The organism is Sporosarcina ureilytica, from assembly GCF_001753205.1.
GTDB classification, from domain to species: Bacteria; Bacillota; Bacilli; order Bacillales_A; family Planococcaceae; genus Sporosarcina; species Sporosarcina ureilytica.
Map to the genome: position 1 here is coordinate 1,798,419 of NZ_CP017560.1, position 24,073 is coordinate 1,822,491.

Annotated in this window: 18 protein-coding genes, 1 other RNA gene and 1 other annotated feature; of the genes, 15 read left to right on the plus strand and 4 right to left on the minus strand. The window is 38.3% G+C overall.

Translation table 11 applies throughout. The features are described from left to right. The first annotated feature begins 406 nt into the window (after positions 1-406). On the plus strand, positions 407-2,605 hold the full coding sequence (locus BI350_RS08875) for a RelA/SpoT family protein (RefSeq protein ID WP_075527770.1): 2,199 nt from the start codon (positions 407-409) through the stop codon (positions 2,603-2,605). Between the two features lie 17 nt (positions 2,606-2,622). Then, on the plus strand, positions 2,623-3,063 hold the full coding sequence (gene dtd / locus BI350_RS08880; protein WP_075527771.1) for a D-aminoacyl-tRNA deacylase: 441 nt from the start codon (positions 2,623-2,625) through the stop codon (positions 3,061-3,063). A 96-nt stretch (positions 3,064-3,159) separates the two neighbouring features. Here the strand turns inward: dtd and BI350_RS08885 are convergent, their stop codons facing one another. After that, positions 3,160-4,701 carry an N-acetylmuramoyl-L-alanine amidase family protein gene (locus BI350_RS08885; RefSeq protein WP_075527772.1) on the minus strand — a complete coding sequence of 514 codons (1,542 nt, stop codon included), beginning with the start codon at positions 4,699-4,701 and terminating at the stop codon, positions 3,160-3,162. A gap of 116 nt (positions 4,702-4,817) precedes the next feature. Next, positions 4,818-5,051: a binding site (T-box leader), on the plus strand. Between the two features lie 90 nt (positions 5,052-5,141). Between BI350_RS08885 and hisS the strand changes: the two genes are divergently transcribed. The 7 genes from hisS to BI350_RS08920 all read left to right on the plus strand — a co-directional run bounded on the left by hisS (position 5,142) and on the right by BI350_RS08920 (position 12,943). Continuing rightward, complete coding sequence (gene hisS, locus BI350_RS08890) at positions 5,142-6,419, plus strand: histidine--tRNA ligase (RefSeq protein WP_075527773.1); 1,278 nt, start codon at positions 5,142-5,144, stop codon at positions 6,417-6,419. Between the two features lie 7 nt (positions 6,420-6,426). Next, positions 6,427-8,190: an aspartate--tRNA ligase gene (gene aspS / locus BI350_RS08895; protein WP_075527774.1), complete on the plus strand. Its 1,764-nt coding sequence runs from the start codon at positions 6,427-6,429 to the stop codon at positions 8,188-8,190. Positions 8,191-8,263: 73 nt separating this feature from the next. Next, a non-coding RNA gene (ssrS, locus tag BI350_RS08900) (6S RNA) lies at positions 8,264-8,450 on the plus strand. Positions 8,451-8,576: 126 nt separating this feature from the next. Beyond that, positions 8,577-9,344: a tRNA threonylcarbamoyladenosine dehydratase gene (locus BI350_RS08905; RefSeq protein WP_075527775.1), complete on the plus strand. Its 768-nt coding sequence runs from the start codon at positions 8,577-8,579 to the stop codon at positions 9,342-9,344. A gap of 296 nt (positions 9,345-9,640) precedes the next feature. After that, positions 9,641-10,639 (plus strand): ABC transporter substrate-binding protein, encoded by a 999-nt coding sequence (locus BI350_RS08910; RefSeq protein ID WP_075527776.1) that lies wholly within the window; start codon positions 9,641-9,643, stop codon positions 10,637-10,639. Between the two features lie 244 nt (positions 10,640-10,883). Next, complete coding sequence (locus tag BI350_RS08915) at positions 10,884-11,744, plus strand: ABC transporter permease (protein ID WP_075527777.1); 861 nt, start codon at positions 10,884-10,886, stop codon at positions 11,742-11,744. Beyond that, the gene (locus BI350_RS08920; RefSeq protein WP_075527778.1) at positions 11,741-12,943 is read left to right on the plus strand and encodes a quaternary amine ABC transporter ATP-binding protein; all 1,203 of its coding nucleotides are present in this window, start codon (positions 11,741-11,743) and stop codon (positions 12,941-12,943) included. The genes BI350_RS08915 and BI350_RS08920 overlap by 4 nt, the downstream gene beginning before the upstream one ends. A gap of 94 nt (positions 12,944-13,037) precedes the next feature. Here the strand turns inward: BI350_RS08920 and BI350_RS08925 are convergent, their stop codons facing one another. From BI350_RS08925 to BI350_RS08935, 3 genes are all read right to left on the minus strand, one after another. Next, positions 13,038-14,639, minus strand: a complete 1,602-nt coding sequence (locus BI350_RS08925; RefSeq protein ID WP_075527779.1) for a long-chain-fatty-acid--CoA ligase — start codon at positions 14,637-14,639, stop codon at positions 13,038-13,040. Between the two features lie 199 nt (positions 14,640-14,838). Beyond that, positions 14,839-16,023 (minus strand): NAD(P)-dependent malic enzyme, encoded by a 1,185-nt coding sequence (locus BI350_RS08930; RefSeq protein ID WP_075527780.1) that lies wholly within the window; start codon positions 16,021-16,023, stop codon positions 14,839-14,841. A 281-nt stretch (positions 16,024-16,304) separates the two neighbouring features. Continuing rightward, positions 16,305-16,955, minus strand: a complete 651-nt coding sequence (locus BI350_RS08935) for a LytTR family DNA-binding domain-containing protein (RefSeq protein ID WP_075527781.1) — start codon at positions 16,953-16,955, stop codon at positions 16,305-16,307. A gap of 191 nt (positions 16,956-17,146) precedes the next feature. Between BI350_RS08935 and aceA the strand changes: the two genes are divergently transcribed. The 6 genes from aceA (at position 17,147) to BI350_RS08960 (ending at position 24,061) form a co-directional block, all read left to right on the plus strand. Continuing rightward, positions 17,147-18,430 carry an isocitrate lyase gene (aceA, locus tag BI350_RS08940; RefSeq protein WP_075527782.1) on the plus strand — a complete coding sequence of 428 codons (1,284 nt, stop codon included), beginning with the start codon at positions 17,147-17,149 and terminating at the stop codon, positions 18,428-18,430. A 159-nt stretch (positions 18,431-18,589) separates the two neighbouring features. Next, complete coding sequence (locus tag BI350_RS17130; RefSeq protein ID WP_211117152.1) at positions 18,590-18,718, plus strand: YhfH family protein; 129 nt, start codon at positions 18,590-18,592, stop codon at positions 18,716-18,718. A gap of 74 nt (positions 18,719-18,792) precedes the next feature. Next, complete coding sequence (locus tag BI350_RS08945) at positions 18,793-20,976, plus strand: malate synthase G (protein WP_075527783.1); 2,184 nt, start codon at positions 18,793-18,795, stop codon at positions 20,974-20,976. A 192-nt stretch (positions 20,977-21,168) separates the two neighbouring features. Further along, positions 21,169-21,564: a CidA/LrgA family holin-like protein gene (locus BI350_RS08950; protein WP_075527784.1), complete on the plus strand. Its 396-nt coding sequence runs from the start codon at positions 21,169-21,171 to the stop codon at positions 21,562-21,564. A 1-nt stretch (position 21,565) separates the two neighbouring features. Further along, positions 21,566-22,252: an LrgB family protein gene (locus BI350_RS08955; protein WP_075527785.1), complete on the plus strand. Its 687-nt coding sequence runs from the start codon at positions 21,566-21,568 to the stop codon at positions 22,250-22,252. A 108-nt stretch (positions 22,253-22,360) separates the two neighbouring features. Further along, entirely contained in the window at positions 22,361-24,061 is a 1,701-nt protein-coding gene (locus tag BI350_RS08960; protein ID WP_245698239.1) for a methyl-accepting chemotaxis protein, read from the plus strand. The last annotated feature ends 12 nt before the right edge of the window (positions 24,062-24,073 follow it).

Consider the following 24,073-nt stretch of genomic DNA (forward strand, 5'->3'; position numbering starts at 1 on the left):
CCCCTCCAAACATATTAATTTGTGAGGGGGAGCGGTCTTTTTTGTTATATTGTTTGTCCGAATGGTCTTATAAATAGCTTAAAGACATTCGTCTTTTCTAGAGCGCAGTTGAAAAAAATGCTTGCCAGGCAGAAATGAAACGTTACACGTCATATCATTTCAATAATCTAGGTTTTTGCATCTTCTTGTTGAAAAGCTTATGATAGGGAGAAAGGTCATTTTTCAAAATATTAATTTGTTTTGCTATGATGTCTTTGTTAAAATTAAAAAAGCACAGTGAGCGAAAGAACTTTATCATAGAACAAACTATACAATGGCAATGGGATTTTTGTTACTTAGAATGATTGACCTTTAGGCTTGTCTTTCCTAAAGATACCAAAGTCCCGATTTGAAAGGAGCTTTACATATGGCGAAGGATAGGGATATGACTGCTGAAGATATTTTCACGCTCGTCTCTTCGTATATGAATGATGAACATGTAGCTTTCGTAAAAAAAGCATATGAAGCGGCGAAATCTGCACACGAGGGGCAATATAGAAGCTCAGGCGAAGCATATATCCTTCACCCGGTTCAAGTTGCAGGCATTCTAGCACAGTTACAAATGGATCCAGCTACGGTTGCAGCAGGGTTTCTTCATGATGTCGTAGAAGACACTGAGGTCAGTCGAGATGATATTATCGAAGATTTCGGCGAAGAAGTTGCGATGCTTGTCGATGGCGTTACTAAACTAGAAAAACTAAAATTTAGGTCGAAAGAAGAGAAGCAAGCTGAAAACCATAGAAAAATGTTTGTGGCAATGGCTCAAGATATCCGAGTCATTTTAATAAAGCTTGCTGACCGTCTACATAATATGCGAACGTTAAGACATGTTCCAGTTGAAAAACAACGCCGTGTTTCAGCGGAAACATTGGAAATATTTGCCCCGTTAGCGCATCGTCTAGGGATTTCAACAATTAAGTGGGAATTGGAAGATATTGCGCTGCGCTATTTAAAACCGCAGCAATATTACCGTATCGTCAACATGATGAAACAAAAAAGAGTTGAGCGGGAAGATTACTTAAAAGATTTAATGGACCAAATGAAAACCGAAATTAATAAAATGAATATCGAGGCGGACTTATCAGGTCGACCAAAGCATTTATACTCTATCTATCGAAAAATGGTTATACAGGAAAAGGAATTCGAAGAGATTTATGATTTATTAGCGGTTCGAATCATTGTGAAAAGTATTAAGGATTGTTATGCCGTTCTGGGGATCATTCATACGTTATGGAAACCAATGCCTGGCAGATTTAAAGACTATATTGCAATGGCGAAGCAAAATTTATATCAATCTCTCCATACGACCGTAGTAGGCCCCGGTGGAGACCCATTAGAAGTGCAAATTCGTACTGAAGAAATGCATAAGATTGCCGAATACGGTGTTGCGGCGCATTGGGCTTATAAAGAAGGTAAAAATGCGAGTAATAATCCACAAGATATTGATTCTAAACTTACATGGTTTAGAGAGATTTTAGAATTCCAAAATGAATCTTCGGACGCGGAAGAATTTATGGAATCTTTGAAGTTTGATTTATTCTCAGATATGATTTATGTTTTTACGCCGCAAAGTGATGTTATCGAGTTGCCGGCAGGATCTGTGCCAATTGACTTTGCATATCGCGTACATTCCGAAGTAGGTAACCGGACAATCGGCGCGAAAGTAAATGGAAAAATGGTTCCGCTTGATTCTGAATTACATACTGGTGATATTATTGAGATATTAACATCCAACAATTCATTTGGTCCAAGCAGAGATTGGCTGAAAATTGCTCATTCATCTCAAGCGAAAAATAAAATTAGACAATTTTTCAAGAAACAATTGCGACAAGAGAACATAGAAAAAGGTCGCGAAATGATTGAAAAAGAAATCCGAGACCAAGAATTTCCGGTCAAAGATGTATACACCACTAAAAACATTTCAAGAGTATGCGATAAGTTTAATTTCGCATCAGAGGAAGATATGTGTGCAGCCGTTGGATTTAATGGAATTACGGCGGAACAAGTTGTGAATCGTCTAGCTGAAAAACTAAAAAGAGAACGTGTAGAAAAAGACAAAATCAATAAAATCGTAACAGATATGCAGTCGAATCAACCTACTCGGATAACGGAATCTGGTGTGATTGTAAAAGGTATCGAAAATTTATTAATCCGATTGTCGAAATGCTGTAATCCAGTTCCCGGAGATGATATTGTTGGTTTCATTACGAAAGGACGAGGTGTTTCTGTCCATCGTGCTGATTGTCCAAACGTTCAATATACAAAAGAAGATGACAATCGACTTATCGGTGTCGAATGGGCAGTAGGGCAAACTGATGACCGCAAAGAATTCCAAGTGGATATTGAAATTTCTGCTTTTGATCGTGATGGTTTATTAAATGAAGTGATGATGGTTGTTGCGGAAACGAAAACAACAATGGTCGCGGTAAGTGGTAAAGCGGATAAAGACAATATCGCGAAAATAAATATGTCAATCAAAATTCAAAACATCGCACATTTGCATAGAATTGTGGACCGCATTAAACAAGTGCGCGATATTTATTCCGTTGAGCGCGTCATTAATTAATGAAGGGTGAACGATAAATGAGAGTCGTATTACAACGAACAGGCCCTGCCAATGTCAAAGTTGACGGGGAAGTGACGGGAGCTATTGATAAAGGATATGTATTGCTTGTAGGGCTTACACATACGGATAGCGAAGAAGATGTGTCTTATGTTGCCAAAAAAATCGCTAACCTTCGTTTATGGGAAGATGAAGAAGGAAAAATGAATAAATCCATCTTAGATGTTCATGGGGAGATTCTTTCCGTTTCACAATTTACTCTGTATGGTGATACAAGAAAAGGGCGCCGTCCAAGTTTTATCGATGCGGCACGCCCTGAGCAAGCTGAACCTTTATGGGAACTATTCAATGAAAAATTAGAAGAAGAAGGACTAAAAGTTCAAACTGGTGTTTTCGGAGCGATGATGGACGTCTCGCTGGTTAATGATGGACCAGTTACGATTATTGTTGAGTCTAAATAATAAACTTAAAAATCCTTAAGCGTGCATGATCGCTTAAGGATTTTTGATAGTATTATTAAATTAATAGGTTGAATTTCCGTATAAATGATACATACATCATTGACTGCTCGCATCAAAATAATTCAAAATCCCTTTATATATTCCGTATGTTGCTTGATCGCGGAAACGGTTGCTGTCTACTGTTAGCTCCTCTGACGGGTTTGATAAAAAACCAAGTTCAACGAGTACAGCGTTTTGTCTGTTTTCGCGCAACACATAATAATTTCCTGGTTGGGCTCCGCGGTTTCTAAGTGAAATACTAGATTGGAGCCCGTTATTAATAGATTTTGCTAATGCTGCTTGATTGCGATATTGATAATATGTTGTGAAACCTGAAATAGATGAATCAGGGTTAGCGTCATAATGGATGCTAATGAAAGCATCAGCATTCTGCTGTTGACTTATCCAAACTCTTTTTTGAAGTGACACGTAATTATCGGAATCTCTTGTTAGGTGGACAGTAGCTCCGGCAGCTTGAAGCTTTGCAACGAGCAGTTCGGCTGTCTTCAGCGTAATCGTTTTTTCTAATGTACCCCTAGCGCCTGTTGTACCTCTATCATTTCCGCCATGCCCTGGATCGACTACAATCGTAAGTCCTTTAAGTGTACCAGGCACTCGTTTAGGTTTTTTCGTAGTAGATGTAGGTGTAAGTGCATCTCCTTCAATGGATACGACCCATTTTGCGATGAACGCAGATTGGTCATTCGATAAAATGACTTCGTACCAATCTCCATGCTCTTCTTTAATCGTAAACTGTTCGCCAGCATTTGCTCGGCTGACAATGGATGAAGAAGTTGTTGCAGATTCTCTAATATTTGTTCCGTTAGTAAGAACAGTCACTTTTCGATTTTTGTCATAGGTCTTTGATTGAGAAGCTTTATTATGCGTAAGCTCTCCGTGAAAAGAATAAACCCAGCCATCTTTTTTGTCATCAATTTTTAGTTGTACCCAATTCCCTTCAATTTGTTGAACAGGAAACGTTTCACCATTATGTATTGTAGTAATTTTTTTGGACGACAAGTCTGCTTTTTTTCGAACGTTTAAAGCATCAACCAGAACAGTAAATGATTCGTAGTTTTCAAAGGATTGAGGTTGTTCTTTCGATTTTACCTGTTGGGCTGTTACTTCAGATATAAACTGTTGATGTACCCAGCCTTTCGTTCCGTTAAATTGTGCAAAAACCCATTCGCCTTCACGGCTGATTAGTGTTGCTTTATCTCCCGCGTTCATTCGTGTTAAAATAGGTGCATTCACGGATGGACTTGCTCGAAAGTTTAGCGCATCTGTTTGAGAGACGATTTCAGTTTGCATATTAAGACCCTGTTTATTTGTAGTAGTTAGCCAGGAAGCAATCCAACCCGTTCGTCCTTTATATTTTACTTTTAACCAATCACCTGAAGTTGAAATGATTTCAACTTGTTCGCCGTGTTTTAAGGAATCAATCACATCAAAGGATAGACCTGGGCCTGTGCGTACATTGAGGGAGTTCGCTGCCACGGTTGTTTCATTTGGCTGTGCGTTCGTCTTCATTTCACTTGTAATAAAAGTAAGTGTAAATATAAATGCAAGAACCAATATTGCTATTCTTTTTATTTTCATTTAATCAACTCCTTTAAAACTTATTATAAGACAATTCAATACATAAAACTACACTATTTGCGAAAAGGTTGACATCATGCAATATAATTATTAAGATAAAGTGTAACTAACTATAAAATTTGCTGAAGACGTGGAAAGTAATGATAAATCTGTTTGTTCAGAGAGGGATGGACGTGGCTGAAATCCAACCTACAAACAATTATGATGAAAAACACCACCGAGGCTCTTTATCGAAAGCATGAAAAGATGAGTAGGTAAAGACGGAATCGGCCGTTATCCGAATTACGAGTGGGCGTACAATACGCCAATTAGGGTGGAACCGCGGAAGCTATTAGGCTCTCGTCCCTTGCAATATGCAAGGGGTGGGAGTCTTTTTTGTGTTTAATAATAGGTACGGAAATCCACCTACTATAATGGTTTTTAATGAGAGGAGAATCTTGATGAATTTTAAAGTCCCAAGAGGTACACAAGACATTTTGCCGGCTGAAACGTGGAAGTGGCAACAAGTTGAACAAATCATACGTGAAGTGTGTGATGTTTATCGGTATAAAGAAATTCGAACGCCAATCTTTGAACAAACAGAGTTATTTCAAAGAACAGTTGGGGACACAACTGACATCGTTCAAAAAGAAATGTATACATTTACAGACCGTGGTGATCGTTCGCTCACGTTACGACCTGAAGGCACTGCTTCAGTAGTACGCTCGTTTATCGAAAATAAAATGTTTGGCTATCCTGACCAACCGGTGAAGTTGTACTATTCGGGGCCAATGTTCCGTTATGAGCGTCAACAAGCCGGACGATACCGTCAATTTGTTCAATTTGGCGTCGAAGCAATTGGTAGTAACGACCCTGCAATTGATGCAGAAGTGATTGCATTAGCAATGGATGTGTATAAACGTGCAGGTCTTTCAAAATTAAAGTTGGTCATTAACTCATTGGGGGATACAGCTTGTCGCAGTGCTCATAAAGCTGCTTTAATTGAACACTTTACCCCACATATTGATGAGTTCTGTTCGGATTGTAAAACGAGATTAGATAAAAATCCACTTCGTATTTTAGATTGTAAGGTGGATAGTAACAATCCACTCATTGCATCTGCGCCTTCTCTTTCAAATTATTTAAATGAAGAATCGGTTGCTTATTTTGATGCGGTGAAAGGTTATTTAGAAGATGCAGGCATTGAGTTTGAAGTAGATGCAAATCTGGTTCGCGGCTTGGATTATTACAACCATACTGCATTCGAAATTATGAGTACTTCAGAAGGCTTCGGAGCGATTACAACGCTTTGTGGTGGCGGTAGATACAATGGTTTAGTTGAAGAGATTGGTGGTCCTACTGCACCAGGCATTGGTTTTGCAATGAGTATCGAACGTCTTCTTCTCGCGATGGAAGCAGAAGGTGTTTCATTTGAAGTAGCGCCTACACTGGATGTGTATGTGGTGACATTAGGAGAGCGTGCAAAACGAGCTGGCGCGAAGGTGTTAAGTGCATTGCGGACAAATGGATTACGTGCCGACATGGATTACACGGATCGTAGAATGAAAGCGCAAATGAAATCAGCTGACCGTCTAGAAGCGAATCATGTCATCGTAATTGGTGATGAGGAAGTAGAAGAAGATGTTGTGATGTTAAGGAATATGGCAACGAGACAGCAGGAAAAAATTTCTACGGCTGAAGTCGTACAAAAAATATTACAAGCGGATAAGGAAGGCTGATGAAAACATGCAACGTACACATTATTGCGGAGAAGTGACAGAAAAAGATATCGGTTCAAAAGTAACCTTAAAAGGTTGGGTGCAAATTAGAAGAGACCTTGGCGGTTTAATTTTTATTGACCTTCGGGACCGTACAGGACTGGTTCAGACTGTTTTTAATCCTGACCTTTCTAAAGAAGCATTGGCAACTGCTGAAAAGATTCGTAACGAGTTCGTTTTAAGCGTTACGGGGAAAGTCATTGCCCGTGAAGAAAATCAAAAGAACCCAAATATGAAAACAGGTTCAATTGAAGTGCAGGTAGAAGAAGTATCAATTATAAATAAAGCAAAAACGCCGAAATTTATGATTGAAGATGAAACGGATGTTAATGAAGAAATTCGTTTGAAATACCGTTATTTAGATTTAAGAAGGCCAAAACTGGCGCGCACTTTCAAAATGCGTTCGGACATTACGCGTACAGTGCGGAACTTCTTAGATGATGAAGGTTTTTTAGAAGTGGAAACACCTATTTTAACGAAATCAACACCTGAAGGCGCACGCGACTATCTCGTACCGAGCCGTGTGCATGAAGGTGAATTTTATGCATTGCCGCAATCCCCACAATTATTTAAACAGATGTTAATGGTTTCTGGTTTTGACCGTTATTATCAAATTGCACGTTGTTTCCGCGATGAGGATTTACGTGCGGATCGACAGCCAGAATTTACGCAAATCGATATGGAAATGAGTTTTATGTCCATCGATGAAATTATTGAACTAAACGAACGTCTCATGCAAAAAGTGATGAAAAATGTAAAAGGCATTGATATTGACATCCCATTTAGAAGAATGCCATATGACGAAGCGATGGCACGTTTCGGTTCAGATAAACCGGATACGCGCTTTGAGATGGAATTAACGGACGTTTCAGAAGTTGTTAAAGATGCACCATTTAAAGTATTTAGCGGCGCAGTCGCATCAGGCGGACAAGTAAAATTAATTAATGTGAAAAATGGTGCTGATGATTATTCTCGTAAAGACATTGATGCTTTAGGAGAATATGCAGGACTTTACGGTGCCAAAGGACTCGCTTGGTTAAAAGTTACAGCAGAAGGATTTACGGGACCTATTGCAAAATTCTTTGAAGGCGATATGGAACAGTCATTAACAGACGTTGCCGATGCTGAAGCGGGTGACTTGTTACTCTTTGTTGCTGATAAAAAGAAAGTTGTCGCAGACGCATTAGGCGCGCTCCGTGTAAAACTTGGTAAAGAACGTAACCTGATTGATGAGTCGAAATTTGATTTCCTATGGGTGACGGAATGGCCGTTATTTGAGTATGATGAAGAAGCAGGCCGTTATTTTGCAGCTCACCATCCGTTCACAATGCCTGCCAATATAGAGCAATTAGAATCCAATCGTGATGAAGTAAAAGCACAAGCCTATGACCTCGTTTTAAATGGTTATGAACTAGGTGGAGGTTCACTCCGTATTTACCAACGTGATGTTCAAGAGAAAATGTTCGAAGCACTTGGCTTCACAGAAGAGGCAGCACGAGAGCAATTTGGATTTTTACTCGATGCATTTGAATATGGAACACCGCCACACGGAGGAATTGCATTCGGATTAGACCGCATTGTGATGATTCTTGCGGGGGCAACGAATTTACGAGATACAATTGCATTCCCTAAAACAGCAAGCGCCAGTGACTTGTTAACAAATGCACCTGATGAAGTGGACAGTGCTCAATTGGCTGAACTAGGCATTAAAATAGCGAATCCTAGTAAATAATTAACGGAATTGAAAGTTAATTCAAAGAAAACATTTGAACTTCATTTTGAAGTATGGTAATCTATAAGTAATACGAATCCTGAAGTGTTCGTTATTTGAAAGTCTGTTTTGACCCAACACTTCTATCGTAGGGAGTTTGTATTTTAGACTGTATGACATGCCTTTTTTTAAAAAAGGACTTCAGAAAATCTAAAGAGAACACCCACCTGCCGAACGCAGGTTCAAAACGATATTACAAAGACGGCACATTCGGGATTCGTGCTTATGTTGAAACTTAATCCTCTCTGTGTAATACGGAGAGGTTTTTTAGTGGGAAAAATAAATTTAATGAATGAATCTTACAGCTTCATTAAAAAGTTGTTTTGAATAGAAAGGCGGAATTACATATGTTGCATCAATTTTCAAGAAATGAACTCGCCATCGGTACAGAAGGCGTAGCAAGAATGCGTGATAAAACAGTCGCTATTTTAGGTGTGGGAGGCGTTGGTTCATTCGCAGCTGAAGCGTGTGCAAGAAGCGGGATTGGGCGTATCATTCTTGTAGACAAAGATGATGTCGATATTACAAATATTAATCGACAACTCGTTGCTTATTTATCAACGGTAGGACGTTCTAAAGCCGAAATCATGAAAGAACGAATTGCTGATATTAATAAAGATTGTGAAGTCATTGCACTTCATATGTGGTATACAGAAGAAACAGCCGATGAATTTTTTAGTTATCAACCAGACTATGTCATCGATGCTTCCGATACGATTAGTTATAAAATCCATCTTGCCAAAGAATGCATTACACGAAATGTGAAAATTATTTCTTGTATGGGTGCAGCGAATAAGATGGATCCGACTCGGTTACAAATTGCCGACATATCCAAAACACATACTGATCCTTTAGCAAAGGTGATTCGTTTGCGACTGCGTAAAGAAGGGATTTCAAAAGGTCTCCCTGTCGTGTTTTCAGATGAAAGTCCAATTGTCATTCGAGAGGACGTTGTAGATACGGTCGGTAATCCAAACGCGCCGATTCGTAAAGCAGAAATGCCTCCAGCGTCAAATGCATTCGTCCCATCTGTTGCAGGGCTAATTTGTGCGAGTTGGGTGATCAATGACATTTCGGCCGACATACCCATTCAACGAATTAAAGATAGAAAATAAAATTAATGAACCCTTTTTCGCAATTAGTGAAAAAGGGTTTTTGTTTTGATTGAAAACAATGAATATTTAGGGTTGAAATGTCAATTAGAGGGTATATGTTTATTAGCATAACCTATTAAAATAATGATAACTTTGAATACGAAAATACAGAAAAAACTGTATAGTCGGATTGTATTTCTTTCGTAGTCTGTTATGATATAAATTATACCTAAATATAACAATCACAAATTTGTGATGGAAGGAGGAGTGAGGTCTACATATTTAGACAACAAAAATGAAAAGGGGATTTAACTGTTATGCGTAAATTTGCAATCATTATTTCTATGAGTCTAGTATTACTGCTAGGAGCTTGTGGAGGAAGTGGAGCGAAGAAAGATAGTATCGACGTAATTAACTTTGCGGATGCTGGATGGGATAGTATTCGGGTACATAATAGTATCGCTCGTACAATTATTGAAGAAGGTTACGGCTACGATACAAAAGAGACAAATGGTACATCTGCAGCTACATTCCAAGCTTTAGAGCAAGGTGATATTAACGTGTACATGGAAGTTTGGACAGATAATTTAAAAGAAGTTTATGAAGCAGCACTAGATAAAGGGACAATTGTGAAGTTATCGACGAACTTTGATGACAATACGCAAGGGCTTTATGTACCTACCTATGTCATTGAAGGAGATGCAGAAAGAGGAATTGATCCAATTGCTCCAGATTTAAAAACAGTAGAAGATTTAGCGAAGTACCCAGAAATTTTCCAAGATCCAGAAGAGAAAAGTAAAGGGCGTATTGTTGGTGCACCTTCGAGCTGGATTGTGAGCGAACATTTAGCGACTAAAGTGGAGACATACGGATTAGATGAAAAGTATAACTATTTAGCACCCGGATCTGATTCAGCAATCGTAGCCTCATTGGCCGGCGCTTATGCAAAAGGAGAGCCGTGGGTCGGGTATTATTGGTCGCCAACTTGGGTAACAGCAAGCTATGACCTAACTTTGTTAGAAGATCATCCATATGATGAGGAAATTTGGAATGAAAATAAAGGAACTGAATTTGCACCGAGTGACGTTGTTGTAGCGATTCATAAAGATTTAGAAACACAAGCGAAGGACGTTGCTGATTTTTTAAAGAACTATGAAACTAGCAATGAGCTAACAGAAGCAGCACTCAACCATATGGAAGCAACGGATGAAGATGCAGAAGAAACTGCTAAGTGGTGGTTAAAGGAATATGAAGATATTTGGACTATATGGGTTTCTGATGAGGTAGCTGAAAAAGTGATTGCTTCATTAGAATGATAAAGAATTACTAGACATATTTAGTTGCGACAAGTAGAACAATGTTTGGCTGTAATAGCCAATGAAAGCGCTTGCTAACTCGGCGTCGCAGTTATAAAAATGATAATGTTTAAGTGTTGCCGAGGGGTATATGTTTAGTACTATGTGAATAAATAATTGGAAAGTGAGTCATTGTGAATTTGCTCATTTTCCAACGTTACTAAAATAAGAGGTGAGAAAGCGGCTGTCTATACAGTCCGGTCATATGAATGAATTTCCTGATATACGTATCCCAATTGGAGATGCTGTAAAAAGTTTTATTGATTTTTTAGCAGACAATTTTCAAGCATTATTCGATTTTATTTTCTTCATCACATCCTCTTCGATTAGAGGATTAGAAAGTGCATTATTAACGATTCCTTGGTGGGTTCTAATGCTGATTGTGATTGCGTTAGGTTGGTATTTTATTCATTTGCCAGGTGGAATCCTTTTCGGATTTTTTATGTTTTTAATCGGGTCATTTGAATTATGGCCAGAAACAATGACAACGATTTCTATCGTATTAATCTCCGTAATACTCTCTTTGCTTATCGGAATTCCTTTCGGTGTTCTAATGGCATTTAAAAACATTTTCTCAGCCATCATGAGACCAATCCTTGATGCGATGCAAACAATGCCAACATTTGTCTATTTAATTCCAGTAATTTTCTTCTTTCCATTAGGAAACGTTCCAGCAGTTATTGCAACAATTATCTATGCATTGCCTCCCGTAATGCGTCTAACTGAACTAGCCATTCGAAATGTTGATAAAGAAGTAGTAGAGTCAGCACAATCTTTTGGTTCATCGACTATGCAGATGTTAACGAAGGTGCAACTCCCTCAAGCATTACCAACAATCATGGCAGGTGTAAACCAAACAACTATGATGGCACTTGCAATGGCGGTTGTTGGTTCTATGGTCGGTGCACAAGGGTTAGGGGAGCGCGTTCTCTATGCGATAAACCGAATTGACATTTCACTAGGATTTGAAGCGGGAATTAGTATCGTCTTTTTAGCGATTATTATTGACCGTATTACAGGTGGAATTGCCGATCGTCTTCAAAAACATAGGGGGAGTGCCTCATGACAGTCAAATTAAAAGTTGAAAAAGTATCTAAAATATTCGGTCCCAGACCTAAAAAAATCATCCCAATGGTTGAAAGAGGGGATGAGAAGACGGATATTTTAGAGAAAACTGGCCATACAGTAGGCGTTTACAATGCTTCTATGGATATTATGGAAGGCGAAACTTTCGTTATTATGGGTCTTTCTGGAAGCGGAAAATCAACATTAATTCGTTGTTTAAATTTATTAAATAAACCAGATGCCGGAGCAATTTACGTTGATGGTGAAAATATTGTTGAGTATAACACACAACAATTAAAACAGTATCGTCAACAAAAAATAGCGATGGTCTTTCAACATTTTGGTCTTTTTAGTCATAGAACAATTTTAGGAAATATCGAATACGGTCTTGAAATTAAAGGGTTATCGAAAGAGGAACGTCGCAAAATTGCTCAACATCATTTAGAGTTGGTTGGACTTAAAGGTTGGGAAGATAAATATCCTGATGAACTTTCCGGTGGCATGCAGCAGCGAGTTGGCATTGCGAGAGCGCTCGCGAATGACCCAGATATTTTATTAATGGACGAACCTTTTAGTGCACTTGATCCGTTAATTCGTCGAGAAATGCAACTAGAGCTAATTGATATACAAAATCGTTTGCAAAAAACAATTATATTTATTACACATGATGTCAACGAAGCATTTAAACTAGGGGACCGTGTGGCGGTCATGAAGGACGGTAAAGTTGAACAAGTCGGTACGCCGGAAGAAATATTAGAAGAGCCAGCAAATGACTATATTTCGGAGTTTATTAGGGATATTGACCGCTCGAAAATCTTGCAGGCTGAACATATCATGAGTAGACCGTATGGTTTACTGTCTATGAAAGATGGTTTGAATGTTGCTGTTAAAATGATGCGTGAACACGGGATGTCTAGTGTTTTCGTAACAGATCGACAACGTCATTTACGTGGGATTGTAACCATCGATGATGCCATCGAAGGGATTAAGCAAAAAAAGCCATTAGAAGAAGTGATTCTACCAGTCGTTAATACAGTGAAACCAGATGCATATGTACAAGATATTATTCCAAAAGCATTAGAATCGAAATATCCGATAGTCGTTGTTGATGATGACAACCATATTAAAGGAATTATATTACGCGTACACGTATTAGCAAGTTTAATTGACGATAATGGGGACAATTCAGTAGAAGGATGAAGAAATAGAAATCATAAAAGAGTTCAACAAGTTACAAACTGTTGAACTCTTTTAGTTTCGTTTCCGGTGAAATAAATTGCATATCTTGCGTATATTAATTTACGAATCGCCCAGTTGTTGTTGGATTGGCTTCCCAGTACTCATTTCTCAGTTGAACTTTTTGTATTTTACCAGAAGCTGTTTTTGGCAATTCATCAATAAAAGTGATGCTTGTAACTGCTTTAAAATGGGCAAGTTTAGAGCGTGAAAAAGCAATGACTTCTTCTTCAGTTAAAGTATGTCCTTCTCTTAGAACAATATAGGCATGAGGCGTTTCTCCCCATTTTTCATGAGGGACTGCAATAACAGCGGCTTCTAGAATGGATGGATGTTCGTAAAGAACGCCTTCAATTTCAATGGAAGATATATTTTCTCCGCCTGAAATAATAATATCTTTTTTGCGGTCCGTAATGTCAATGTGACCAAATTCATCTATTGTACCCATATCCCCAGTATGTAGCCAACCATTTTGAATGGCTTCTTCAGTCTCTTCCTTATTTTTCCAATAGCCTTTCATAACACCATGACCATATACAACAATTTCGCCAAGTGAATGTCCATCATGTGGAACCTCATTGCCATTTTCATCAACGACGCGGACATCGCATCCAATCATTGGATAACCGGCTTTTGCTTTTAAGCGAACTTTTTGCTCTTCTGTTAAATGTTCTTCCGTTGAACGTGAAGCTGAAGTTAATGTTAGTGGTGATGTTTCTGTCATGCCGTATACTTGGATAAACGTCCAACCAAGTTCATCTTCAACACGTCGGATAAACGCTGGAGGTGGCGCAGAGCCAGCAATCATAACTCGAACATTTTCACCAGTCTCCGGCTTCGCTTCATCATGAAGCTGTAGAAGTGAGTTTAAAACGGTAGGCGCCATATGGACAGCTGTCGCCTTGTGCTTATGAATCGCATCGAAAATTTTAGCTGGAGTTGCTCTGCGTAAGCAAATATGCGTTGCACCATTTGCAGTGTAGTAAAAAGGCGATCCCCAACCGTTTACGTGAAACATCGGTAAAACATGTAAATAAATATCGTCATCATGCACGCGAAGGTGATGCATGGCTGATAAAGCGTGTAAGTAATTGCTACGATGAGTTAACATAACCCCTTTTGGATTACCTGTTGTACCGCTCGTATACAATAAGCTACAAACATCGAATTCATCAACAGGTGCACGTTCAAACTGATTTTCAGGAAACGAATTAAGCCATTTATCATAACTAATTTCGTTAGAAGTGTCATCACCATAATGAACGATAATTGTTTCCACGGTTTCTAATTGATGTTTAATAGGTTCGATTAAAGTTAGCAAATCTTGATCAACAAAAAGTACTTTTGATTCGCTATGATTTAAAATAAATACATAGTCTTCTGGTTTCAAGCGAATATTTAGTGGAACCATCGTCGCACCGAGTTGAAAGATTCCATAAAAACCTTCTAACATTTCCACGGTATTTGGTGCAAGATAGGCCACTTTATCTCCTTTTTGAACACCAAGAGAACGAAGGCCATGGGAAAGTTGATTCACCCGTGTTGCGAGTTCTTTGTACGTAAAAGTTCGACCTTCTTCATAATCAATGACCGCACATTTCTCCCCATAAACTGTCACTGCACGATCCAAAAACTGTAATAGATTCATAGGAACATACATCTACATCACTCCAAAGTTATAATATTCTTACTATTAGACTCGATTATATCATAAAACTTTGTATAATTGTCAGACTTTCTATATAATCCCATAATTTAAATAAAATGTTAACTAGATGAAACCAAGGCGTAATTGACTATGGAAAAACGAGTGAATTTCGCAGGGTGTTGATGTCGAATTCACTCGTTATTGCGTTTATTTATTTTTGCAAGGATATTTGTGCAACACCTGTTTGGATGGCTGCCTCGCTCACAGCTTTTGAAACAGCTTCTACAACTCTTGAATCAAAAGGATTAGGAATCACATAGTCTTCATGTAGCTCAGCAGGCTCTATTAAAGATGCAATCGCTCTCGTTGCGGCTAATTTCATCTCGTCATTAATATCGATTGCTCGGACATTTAATGCGCCTCTAAAAATTCCCGGGAAAGCTAATACATTATTTACTTGGTTCGCAAAATCCGAACGTCCTGTTGCGATGACTCTAACGCCGAACTCTTTCGCAGTGTCTGGAAGGATTTCTGGCATTGGATTAGCAAGTGCAAAAACAATCGGTTCATCCTTCATTTGATCAATTAATTCTTTTGTTAAAACATTAGCAACAGAAACCCCGATGAACACATCTGCATCTTTTAAAGCATTTTTTAAATCGCCTGTTTCATTTGAGCGATTTGTAATTTCAGCAATAAATTCTTTTTGTTCATTCATACCATGTGGGCGTTCTTTATAGATTATGCCTTTTGAATCGCACATAATGATATTCGTTACGCCAAGTGATAGGAGCAATTTAGTAATTGCAATCCCAGCAGCTCCTGCACCATTGACAACAACTTTGATATTTTCAATTTCTTTATTGACCAATTTCAATGAATTCATAAGTCCTGCTGAAACAACGATAGCTGTTCCGTGTTGATCATCATGAAACACCGGAATTGAACATTCTTCTCTTAAACGCTCTTCAATTTCGAAACAACGAGGTGCTGATATATCTTCCAAATTAATGCCTCCAAATGTAGGGCTTAGAACTTTGACAGTTCGAATAATTTCTTCCGTATCGGTCGTATCTAAGCAAATTGGAAACGCATCAATATCTGCAAATTTCTTAAGGAGTAATGCTTTCCCCTCCATAACAGGTAAAGCAGCTTCGGGACCAATGTCACCGAGACCTAAGACAGCTGTTCCGTCCGTTACGATGCCAACAAGATTGCCTTTCATCGTATAGTCATACACATTTTTCGGTTCATTATGAATTTCGACACATGGATCAGCGACGCCAGGTGAATACGCTAAACTTAGGTCGACTTGATTTTCAAGGGGTACTTTTGATTGAATCTCCATTTTCCCTTGATGCTTTCGATGTAATTCAAGAGCAGTGACATTTTCCATAATTAAGTCCTCTTTTCGATTGATTTTCTATATCCAGAATTGGAATTCAACTCATTTTTTTTACTGTTGTAAATAGTGTAGGCGTTCCGGTAAATAGTTAAACGGATGGTACGTTAAATGAGTGTTTAGATTTATAATTTTTAACACATTTGAAGGATAAAATCAACCCTAAGAGATTCCAAGTTTTTTAAATTGAACGACAAACAGCTACTTAAAAACTACCTCTATAGAAGGAATTAAATAAGCCGATTATTGGGGTAGCATTTATATTTTTTAAAATATTAAAATCCAAGCGTTTTGCGAATATGTGTTGAATAAGATTGACTGACAGGTAATACGGTGCCGTTTTTTAGGGTAATCAACATATTTGATGAAAAATCACGCGAAATTTCTAAAATATGTTGAATATTTACGATGTAAGAACGATGGATGCGTAGAAAGAAATTCGGCAATTGTTCAACTAAATCTTTTAATGTATAGATAGATTGATAAGCTACATCATTTTTATAAAACCATGTTTTCTTTTGTAAGCTTTCAATATGTGATATTTTGTCAACTGCAATTGGGCACCAACAGTCTTCATTTCTGCCAGTTAAAAAAGTCATTGGTTCTTTATAAAGTGAATGATAATCCGGAGGCAAAATCACAAGGACGACTCCTTCTTTATCATCTACTATCGCTGGATAACCAATCCCGTAATAAGAAGAGCAGTTTTCATCACCTTGCATATACTTTTCAACTTTAAGTTTCTTTTTCACTACATCATGAACAATATTGTTAGCTTCAACTGATTGACCAACTACAATTCGGATGTCATGCATGCCAGGAGCATAATACAAATAGCGTCCATTGGCTATAACTGCAACCGAGGCTTCTTTTGGTAACCATTCTTTTAAAATACTTACATATTGTACAGCCGCTTCAATTCCCATTCCACTTTTCCCCCTTGTGTTAATTTCTACAATCTTATTCATCCTACTATAAGCTGCTTTGTCACGGAATAGTCTGTTCTATCTAAATAGTATGACAGAAATAAGATTCTGTTATAGATTAGTATACAAGAATTAAATCTGTTGTAAAACAGTTTAATCAAAACTTTTTAACTATTGGGAGGATGAGTAGGATGACAACAAGGGAAGAACAAGCAAAACAATTAGAAGAAATGTGGGCAACTGACCCAAGATGGAAAGGAATCAAACGTAATTACAGCGGGGAGGATGTTGTAAAATTAAGAGGTTCTCTTCAGATTGAATATACGCTAGCGCAAAAAGGTGCAGCTCGTTTATTTAAATCAATTCATGAGGAAGACTTCGTCAATGCACTTGGTGCACTAACTGGAAACCAAGCTGTTCAACAAGTAAAAGCAGGTTTACAAGCAATTTACTTAAGTGGTTGGCAAGTAGCAGCAGATGCGAACTTAGCTGGTCAAATGTATCCGGACCAAAGTTTATATCCAGCAAACAGTGTTCCAAAAGTTGTACAGCGAATCAACCAAGCACTTCAGCGAGCAGACCAGATCGACCACGCAGAAGGCAGAGGAGATGGGTTCGATTGGTTTGCACCGATTGTCGCGGATATGGAAGCTGGATTTGGTGGTCCACTAAACGTTTTCGAATTAATGAAGGGCATGATTGAAGCAGGTGCAGCTGGAGTTCACTTAGAAGACCAATTAGCTTCAGAAAAGAAATGTGGTCACTTAGGAGGAAAAGTATTACTTCCAACGCAAAACGCGATTCGTAATCTAACAGCGGCACGCTTAGCTGCAGATGTTCTTGGTGTTCCAACCATTATTATCGCACGTACGGATGCAGATGCTGCAGATATGGTTACGAGCGATATTGATCCAGTTGACCAGGAGTTTATCACAGGGGAGAGAACGCCAGAAGGTTTCTTCCGTACACGTGCAGGTATTGACCAAGCGATTTCAAGAGGTCTTGCATATGCACCATACGCAGATTTAATTTGGTGTGAAACGTCTACACCAAATCTAGAAGAAGCAAAACAATTCGCAGACGCAATTCATGCTGAATACCCTGATAAATTGCTTGCTTACAACTGTTCACCATCATTTAATTGGAAAGCTGCTTTATCTGATGAAGAAATTGCAAATTATCAACGGGAACTTGGAAAACTTGGTTACAAATTCCAGTTTGTTACATTAGCGGGCTTCCACTCACTAAACCACAGTATGTTTGAATTGGCACACGAGTATAAAGATAACGGCATGGCAGCTTACTCTAAGCTACAGCAAGCTGAATTCGCGAGCGAGCCAAAAGGGTATACAGCAACGAGACATCAACGTGAGGTTGGAACAGGTTACTTCGATGATGTAACACAAGTTATTTCAGGTGGTACATCCTCAACGACAGCAATGACAGGGTCAACTGAAGAAGCGCAATTTGTTTAATTTAAAACTATAAATCGGATTAATGCTTAATAGTAATAACAGGCGCTTGATGAAAGGGAAGTCGGGTAAAAGGCTTCCCTAAGCGCCAAATATGATTTGAAAAACAAAAACAACTCATAATCCCATGTGGGAAAATAATAAAAAGTGGAGGAGATTAATATGAAAAATACTGAAATGATTAGAATGTCTCAGGAAAAAGAATGTCCGGAATGTGGGGAAAGATATATTGAAAAAATTGAATCTGTTGTTTACGAATGTGAACGTTGCATCGGTAGACATGAAGAGTGACGAACACATACGTCTCTATATCGGACATAAAGATATAGAGACGTTTTCATACGAATAAAATGGGGGAATATTCAATGGAAAACTATGTGCAAGTAAATGACCTAAAAGTTTCTGAAATTCTTTATAATTTTATTAACGATGAAGCATTACCAAATTCCGGTATTGAACAAGCAGATTTTTGGGTGCGTTTTAGTGAAATCATTCATGAATTAACGCCAGAAAATAAACAACTATTGTTAGCGCGTGAAACATTCCAAAAGCAAATAAATAATTGGCATAAAAATAATCAAGGCACAATTGAGTTAAAGCAATATAAAGACTTTCTGGAGGAGATTGGCTATTTAGAGTCCAAAGTTGAAGACTTTAAAGTTTCTACTAGCAATGTTGATCATGAAATTGCTCATCAGGCAGGGCCACAACTTGTCGTACCAGTCAACAACGCCCGTTATGCTTTGAATGCTGCGAATGCAAGATGGGGCAGTTTATACGATGCACTTTACGGAACGGATGTTATTCCTAGCGATAATGGGCAAGAAACTGGAAAACAATACAATCCGGTTCGTGGGAATGCAGTGATCTCTTATGCGAAGCGTTTTTTGGATAACACAATTCCTTTTAAGGATACAAAGCATCAGCAAATCCAAAATTATCTTATTGAAAATGGTACAGTCTATGCGCACACAGAAGACGGTCAAACAACTTCTTTAGAAGACCCGTCACAATTTAAAGGTTTTCGAGGCCTTTCTACAAATCCAACTGCTCTCTTATTCATCAATAACGGACTTCATCTAGAAATTCAAATCAATCGCAACCATCCCATTGGAAAAACGGATCCAGCAGGTGTAAAAGATGTTTATTTGGAGGCCGCACTATCAACAATTATGGACTGCGAAGATTCAGTAGCAGCCGTAGATGCGGAAGATAAAGTAGAAGTTTATCGAAATTTGCTAGGCTTAATGAAGGGAGATTTAACTTCATCTTTTGAAAAAGACGGCCAAACGATGACAAGATCTTTAAACCCAGACCGTTTATATAGAACACCTTCAGAAGAAAAGTTGGAATTACGTGGCAGGTCACTAATTTTCATCCGAAATGTCGGTCATTTAATGACAAATCCTGCCGTGCTAGATAAACACAACGAAGAAGTTTATGAAGGATTACTGGATGGTGTCATCACATCTCTTTTAGCGCTTCATAATTTAGACGAGGAAAATACATTTAAAAATTCCCAACATGATTCTATCTATATTGTAAAACCTAAAATGCATGGTTCAAAAGAAGCTGCGTTCGCAAATAAACTATTTAACCGTATAGAGGATATGCTTGGTTTGGAACGACATACGATTAAAATAGGACTCATGGACGAAGAACGCCGTACTTCATTAAACTTAAAAGCTTGTATTCGTGAAGTGAAAGAAAGAATTGCATTTATTAATACGGGCTTCCTAGATCGTACCGGTGATGAGATTCATACATCTATGGAAGCTGGCGTTATGATTCGTAAAAATGACATGAAAAAGACAACTTGGTTAAAAGCTTATGAACAGTCGAATGTTGGCGTAGGAATTGATTGTGGTTTACCTGGTCATGCGCAAATTGGAAAAGGCATGTGGGCAATGCCGGATAAAATGGCACAAATGCTAGAAGAGAAAATTAACCACCCACAAGCTGGAGCAAACACCGCTTGGGTTCCTTCTCCAACTGCAGCAACTTTACACGCGTTACATTACCATCAAGTAAATGTTCAGCAAGTTCAGAAGAAAATTACGCATTCTGAAGACATACAAGATGCCATTTTAGAACTTCCTTTAGAGAATAATCCAAATTGGAGCCCGGAAGAAATTCAAGAAGAACTAGATAATAATGCACAAGGTATTTTAGGTTATGTTGTACGTTGGATTGACCAAGGGGTAGGCTGTTCCAAAGTGCCAGATATTAATGATATAGGGCTTATGGAAGACCGTGCAACATTACGAATTTCCAGTCAGCATATTGTGAATTGGTTATACCACGGCATTTGTACAGAAGACCAGGTACGCGAAACGATGAAGCGAATGGCTGTCGTAGTAGATGAGCAAAATAAAGAGGATGCCTTGTATCGCCCAATGGCACCTAACTTTGACGACTCGATTGCCTTCCAAGCAGCTTGCGAATTGGTTTTTGAAGGATTGAATCAACCGAATGGATATACAGAGCCGATTTTACACAAACGTCGACTTGAAGCAAAAGATAAAATTCATTCAGTATTAAACAAGTAAAATTTTACAATATCGCATCATTAAGTGCTAGGCTAGGATAATCTTGCAAAAGATTCTAGACCTAGCCTTTTTCTATTGATAAAGTATTAAGGTGGTCGTATTTAATTTTAGGATAACGAATGATGAAATGGACTTACATATCGCTTAAAATTGATATTCTATTGTTTTAACTGTGTGAAAGGGTGATTGTGAATGAAAAAAATACTAGATGTCCCGCTTAAAAAAATACTTCTTATCATTATCCAAATAGCAGGCTTGTATCTATTAAGTGCATTAGGGGAGTTTATTTCTAATATTTTAAGCTTATCGATACCTGGAAGTATTATTGGTCTACTAATATTATTGATCGGATTATATTTTCGTATCATACCCGAATCATTTATTAAGGAAGGGGCAGGGTTATTATTAGTTATTTTACCACTTTTCTTCATTCCAGCTACTGTTGGGATTGTCCAACACCCTGAATTTCTTTCGATGAAAGGACTTATCCTTATACTTATCGTCATGGTCAGTACCTTCCTAACGATGATTGTCGCGGGACGAATGAGTGAATGGTATGAAAAGAAGAATGTAAGGGGGGAATCCTAGTATGCAAAGCTTATTGACGCCATTTACCGCAATTAGTACGACGGTAGGTTTATTTTTGGTGATGAGGCGAGTATATCGTCGTTATCCATTTGCTTTTTTCCATCCAATGTTAACGACAACGACCCTAATTTGTATAGGGCTAATTATATTCGGCATTCCTTACGCTGATTATATGAAGGGGGGAAAGTGGATTGAACAATTTTTAGGCCCATGTGTGGTTGCACTTGCCTATCCTTTATACAACCAAAGAAAAATTATGATGCAATATAAAAATGCGATTTTACTAGGCATCTCAACCGGCTTAATTACTGCAATGGGGAGCATTATCTTTTTCGCGAAATTGTTTAAAGTTGAAGAAGAAATTATATATACCGTTATTCCTAAGTCAATCACGACACCTGTTGCAATTCAAATCAGTGAGACAATGGGAGGTATTCCCTCTTTAACGGCTATTTTTGTCATGATTGCTGGGTTTAGTGGAATTATTGTAGGTCCCTATGTGATGAAATATACAGGTATTGAAAGTCGACTTGGAAAGGGACTTGCATTGGGCAGTGCATCTCATGCATTAGGTGTTGCAAAATCAACTGAATACGGAGAACTGGCATTATCCATGGCATCTGTTTCGATGACAATCAGTGCAATCATTGGCTCGTTAATTGGCCCGCTTCTCGTTTTGTTCGTATAGCGTGTAAGAATATTGTCACATATTGGCTAGGCGTCTGGACTCATTTGGAGTATGATGAAATAGGTACATAGTTTATGAAGCTTTTTTCACATATGAGGAGGTAGGGGTTTGAAAAACACATTAACATTTCAGTTAGGCGCCATAATTGTTGGAATCATGGTTGCGATGTTAGCGATTACTTCTTTCGCTACCTATAAAACAGCTTATGATAAATTATATGACGCGGCTGGAGTAGAAGCATATGGATGTGCGAACATCACGACAGGATTAATTGAACCCGGTGACATTATTAAAATTAAAAATGGTGATGCAAATACGATGGAAGCAGTGGGGAAGCAATTAAACTGGACGACTGCACATAAAGATATCTTTGAAACGCAATACATCACCGACTTAGAAGGTAATCTTCTTGCTATGGATGATAACTTAAAGGCAAGAGGAGTAGAACTAGGAGATGCTATTCCATTAGATGAAGATGCGATTTCTACATTATTAGAAACGAAGCATCCGACTTATTCGAAACCTTATGAATTTGCAGGAATAGAGCGCTTATCAGGCTATGCACCGATTTTTGAAAATCATGATTCATCAGGTGATGTGATTGCCATTAGTGTAATCGATTTTAATAATGCAATTGTATCAGAAAGAACTTGGGAAGTTGTTCGAAATGGGCTGTTAATTAGTTTAATTCCTATGGTGATCGCAGCGAGTATTACGATTTACTTAATTAGACGTAAAACAAGTCAAATTTCTTCGCTCATTAACCATGCAAGAGAAATTGCAGATGGAAATCTAGCGATTGAAGATACTGTTGTGAATAGTCGAGATGAAATTGGCGATTTAGCGCGTACGTTAAATATGATGACGGCTAATTTGCGTACGATTATCGGAACGATGAAATCAACGGCAGTTCAATTGTCAAAGAATTCATCGGAAACGGCAATGTCTTTAAATGAAATGCACGATGCACTTCAGCAAGTTGCTGGTAATATGAGCGACGTCACAATTTCAATTTCAAATGGAACTGCGAATGCTGAACATGCTTCAACAATTCTAGGGACATTGGCAGATAATATTCAAGCTTCTAAAGTGACGGCGGATGGGTCTGTAGAAAATTCTAAAGCAACGATGCAAGTAGCAGAAGAAGGTCAACAAAGAGCAAATGAAATTAACGAAGATATGGAAAAAATACGTCTTGCATCGGTTGACTCTGGAAATACGATTCAAAATCTGATCGAGTCTACAAAAAAAATCCAAGACATTACGAGTACAATCGCTGGCATTGCTGCACAAACAAACTTATTGGCATTGAATGCATCGATTGAGGCAGCACGAGCGGGAGAACATGGTCAAGGGTTTGCGGTAGTTGCTGAAGAAGTTAGAAATCTCGCTGAACAATCAAATAGCGAAGTACTTGAGGTTGAAAAACTAGTTGCTGATATTACATCACACATACAACAAGTTGTATCGTCAACAGAAGAAAGTACAGCGCTTATTGAATCAGGTACGCATACGGTTCGTTTAACTGCTGAATCGCTCAGTCAAGTTGCTCAGGCAGTTTCTGAAACTGTAGATGAAATCAGTTCAATCTCTGCTTCGACAACAATAGAAGCAGAAAGTTCGGAACAAGTTGTTCAGTTGATTACAGAATTGACACGTGAAATTCATACCATTGAAGATATGTCGATGAATATTTCAGCAGCAACAGAAGAAACAACGGCCTCTATTGATGAAGTGACAAATCGTTCTATGGAAACAAATGATTTGGCGTTACAATTGGAGGAAGTTGTAAGCCGTTTCAAACTATAAATAGATTCAAAT

Bases quoted from the DNA above. Each gene is read 5' to 3' on its own strand.
- BI350_RS08920 (WP_075527778.1), top strand. From the start codon at position 11,741: ATGACAGTCAAATTAAAAGTTGAAAAAGTATCTAAAATATTCGGTCCC.
- hisS (WP_075527773.1), top strand. From the start codon at position 5,142: ATGAATTTTAAAGTCCCAAGAGGTACACAAGACATTTTGCCGGCTGAA.
- BI350_RS08935 (WP_075527781.1), bottom strand. From the start codon at position 16,955: ATGGGAATTGAAGCGGCTGTACAATATGTAAGTATTTTAAAAGAATGG.
- BI350_RS08875 (WP_075527770.1), top strand. From the start codon at position 407: ATGGCGAAGGATAGGGATATGACTGCTGAAGATATTTTCACGCTCGTC.
- BI350_RS08925 (WP_075527779.1), bottom strand. From the start codon at position 14,639: ATGTATGTTCCTATGAATCTATTACAGTTTTTGGATCGTGCAGTGACA.
- BI350_RS08910 (WP_075527776.1), top strand. From the start codon at position 9,641: ATGCGTAAATTTGCAATCATTATTTCTATGAGTCTAGTATTACTGCTA.
- aspS (WP_075527774.1), top strand. From the start codon at position 6,427: ATGCAACGTACACATTATTGCGGAGAAGTGACAGAAAAAGATATCGGT.
- BI350_RS08930 (WP_075527780.1), bottom strand. From the start codon at position 16,023: ATGGAAAATGTCACTGCTCTTGAATTACATCGAAAGCATCAAGGGAAA.
- BI350_RS08905 (WP_075527775.1), top strand. From the start codon at position 8,577: ATGTTGCATCAATTTTCAAGAAATGAACTCGCCATCGGTACAGAAGGC.
- BI350_RS08955 (WP_075527785.1), top strand. From the start codon at position 21,566: ATGCAAAGCTTATTGACGCCATTTACCGCAATTAGTACGACGGTAGGT.
- BI350_RS08885 (WP_075527772.1), bottom strand. From the start codon at position 4,701: ATGAAAATAAAAAGAATAGCAATATTGGTTCTTGCATTTATATTTACA.
- BI350_RS08915 (WP_075527777.1), top strand. From the start codon at position 10,884: ATGAATGAATTTCCTGATATACGTATCCCAATTGGAGATGCTGTAAAA.
- aceA (WP_075527782.1), top strand. From the start codon at position 17,147: ATGACAACAAGGGAAGAACAAGCAAAACAATTAGAAGAAATGTGGGCA.
- BI350_RS17130 (WP_211117152.1), top strand. From the start codon at position 18,590: ATGAAAAATACTGAAATGATTAGAATGTCTCAGGAAAAAGAATGTCCG.
- BI350_RS08945 (WP_075527783.1), top strand. From the start codon at position 18,793: ATGGAAAACTATGTGCAAGTAAATGACCTAAAAGTTTCTGAAATTCTT.
- BI350_RS08950 (WP_075527784.1), top strand. From the start codon at position 21,169: ATGAAAAAAATACTAGATGTCCCGCTTAAAAAAATACTTCTTATCATT.
- dtd (WP_075527771.1), top strand. From the start codon at position 2,623: ATGAGAGTCGTATTACAACGAACAGGCCCTGCCAATGTCAAAGTTGAC.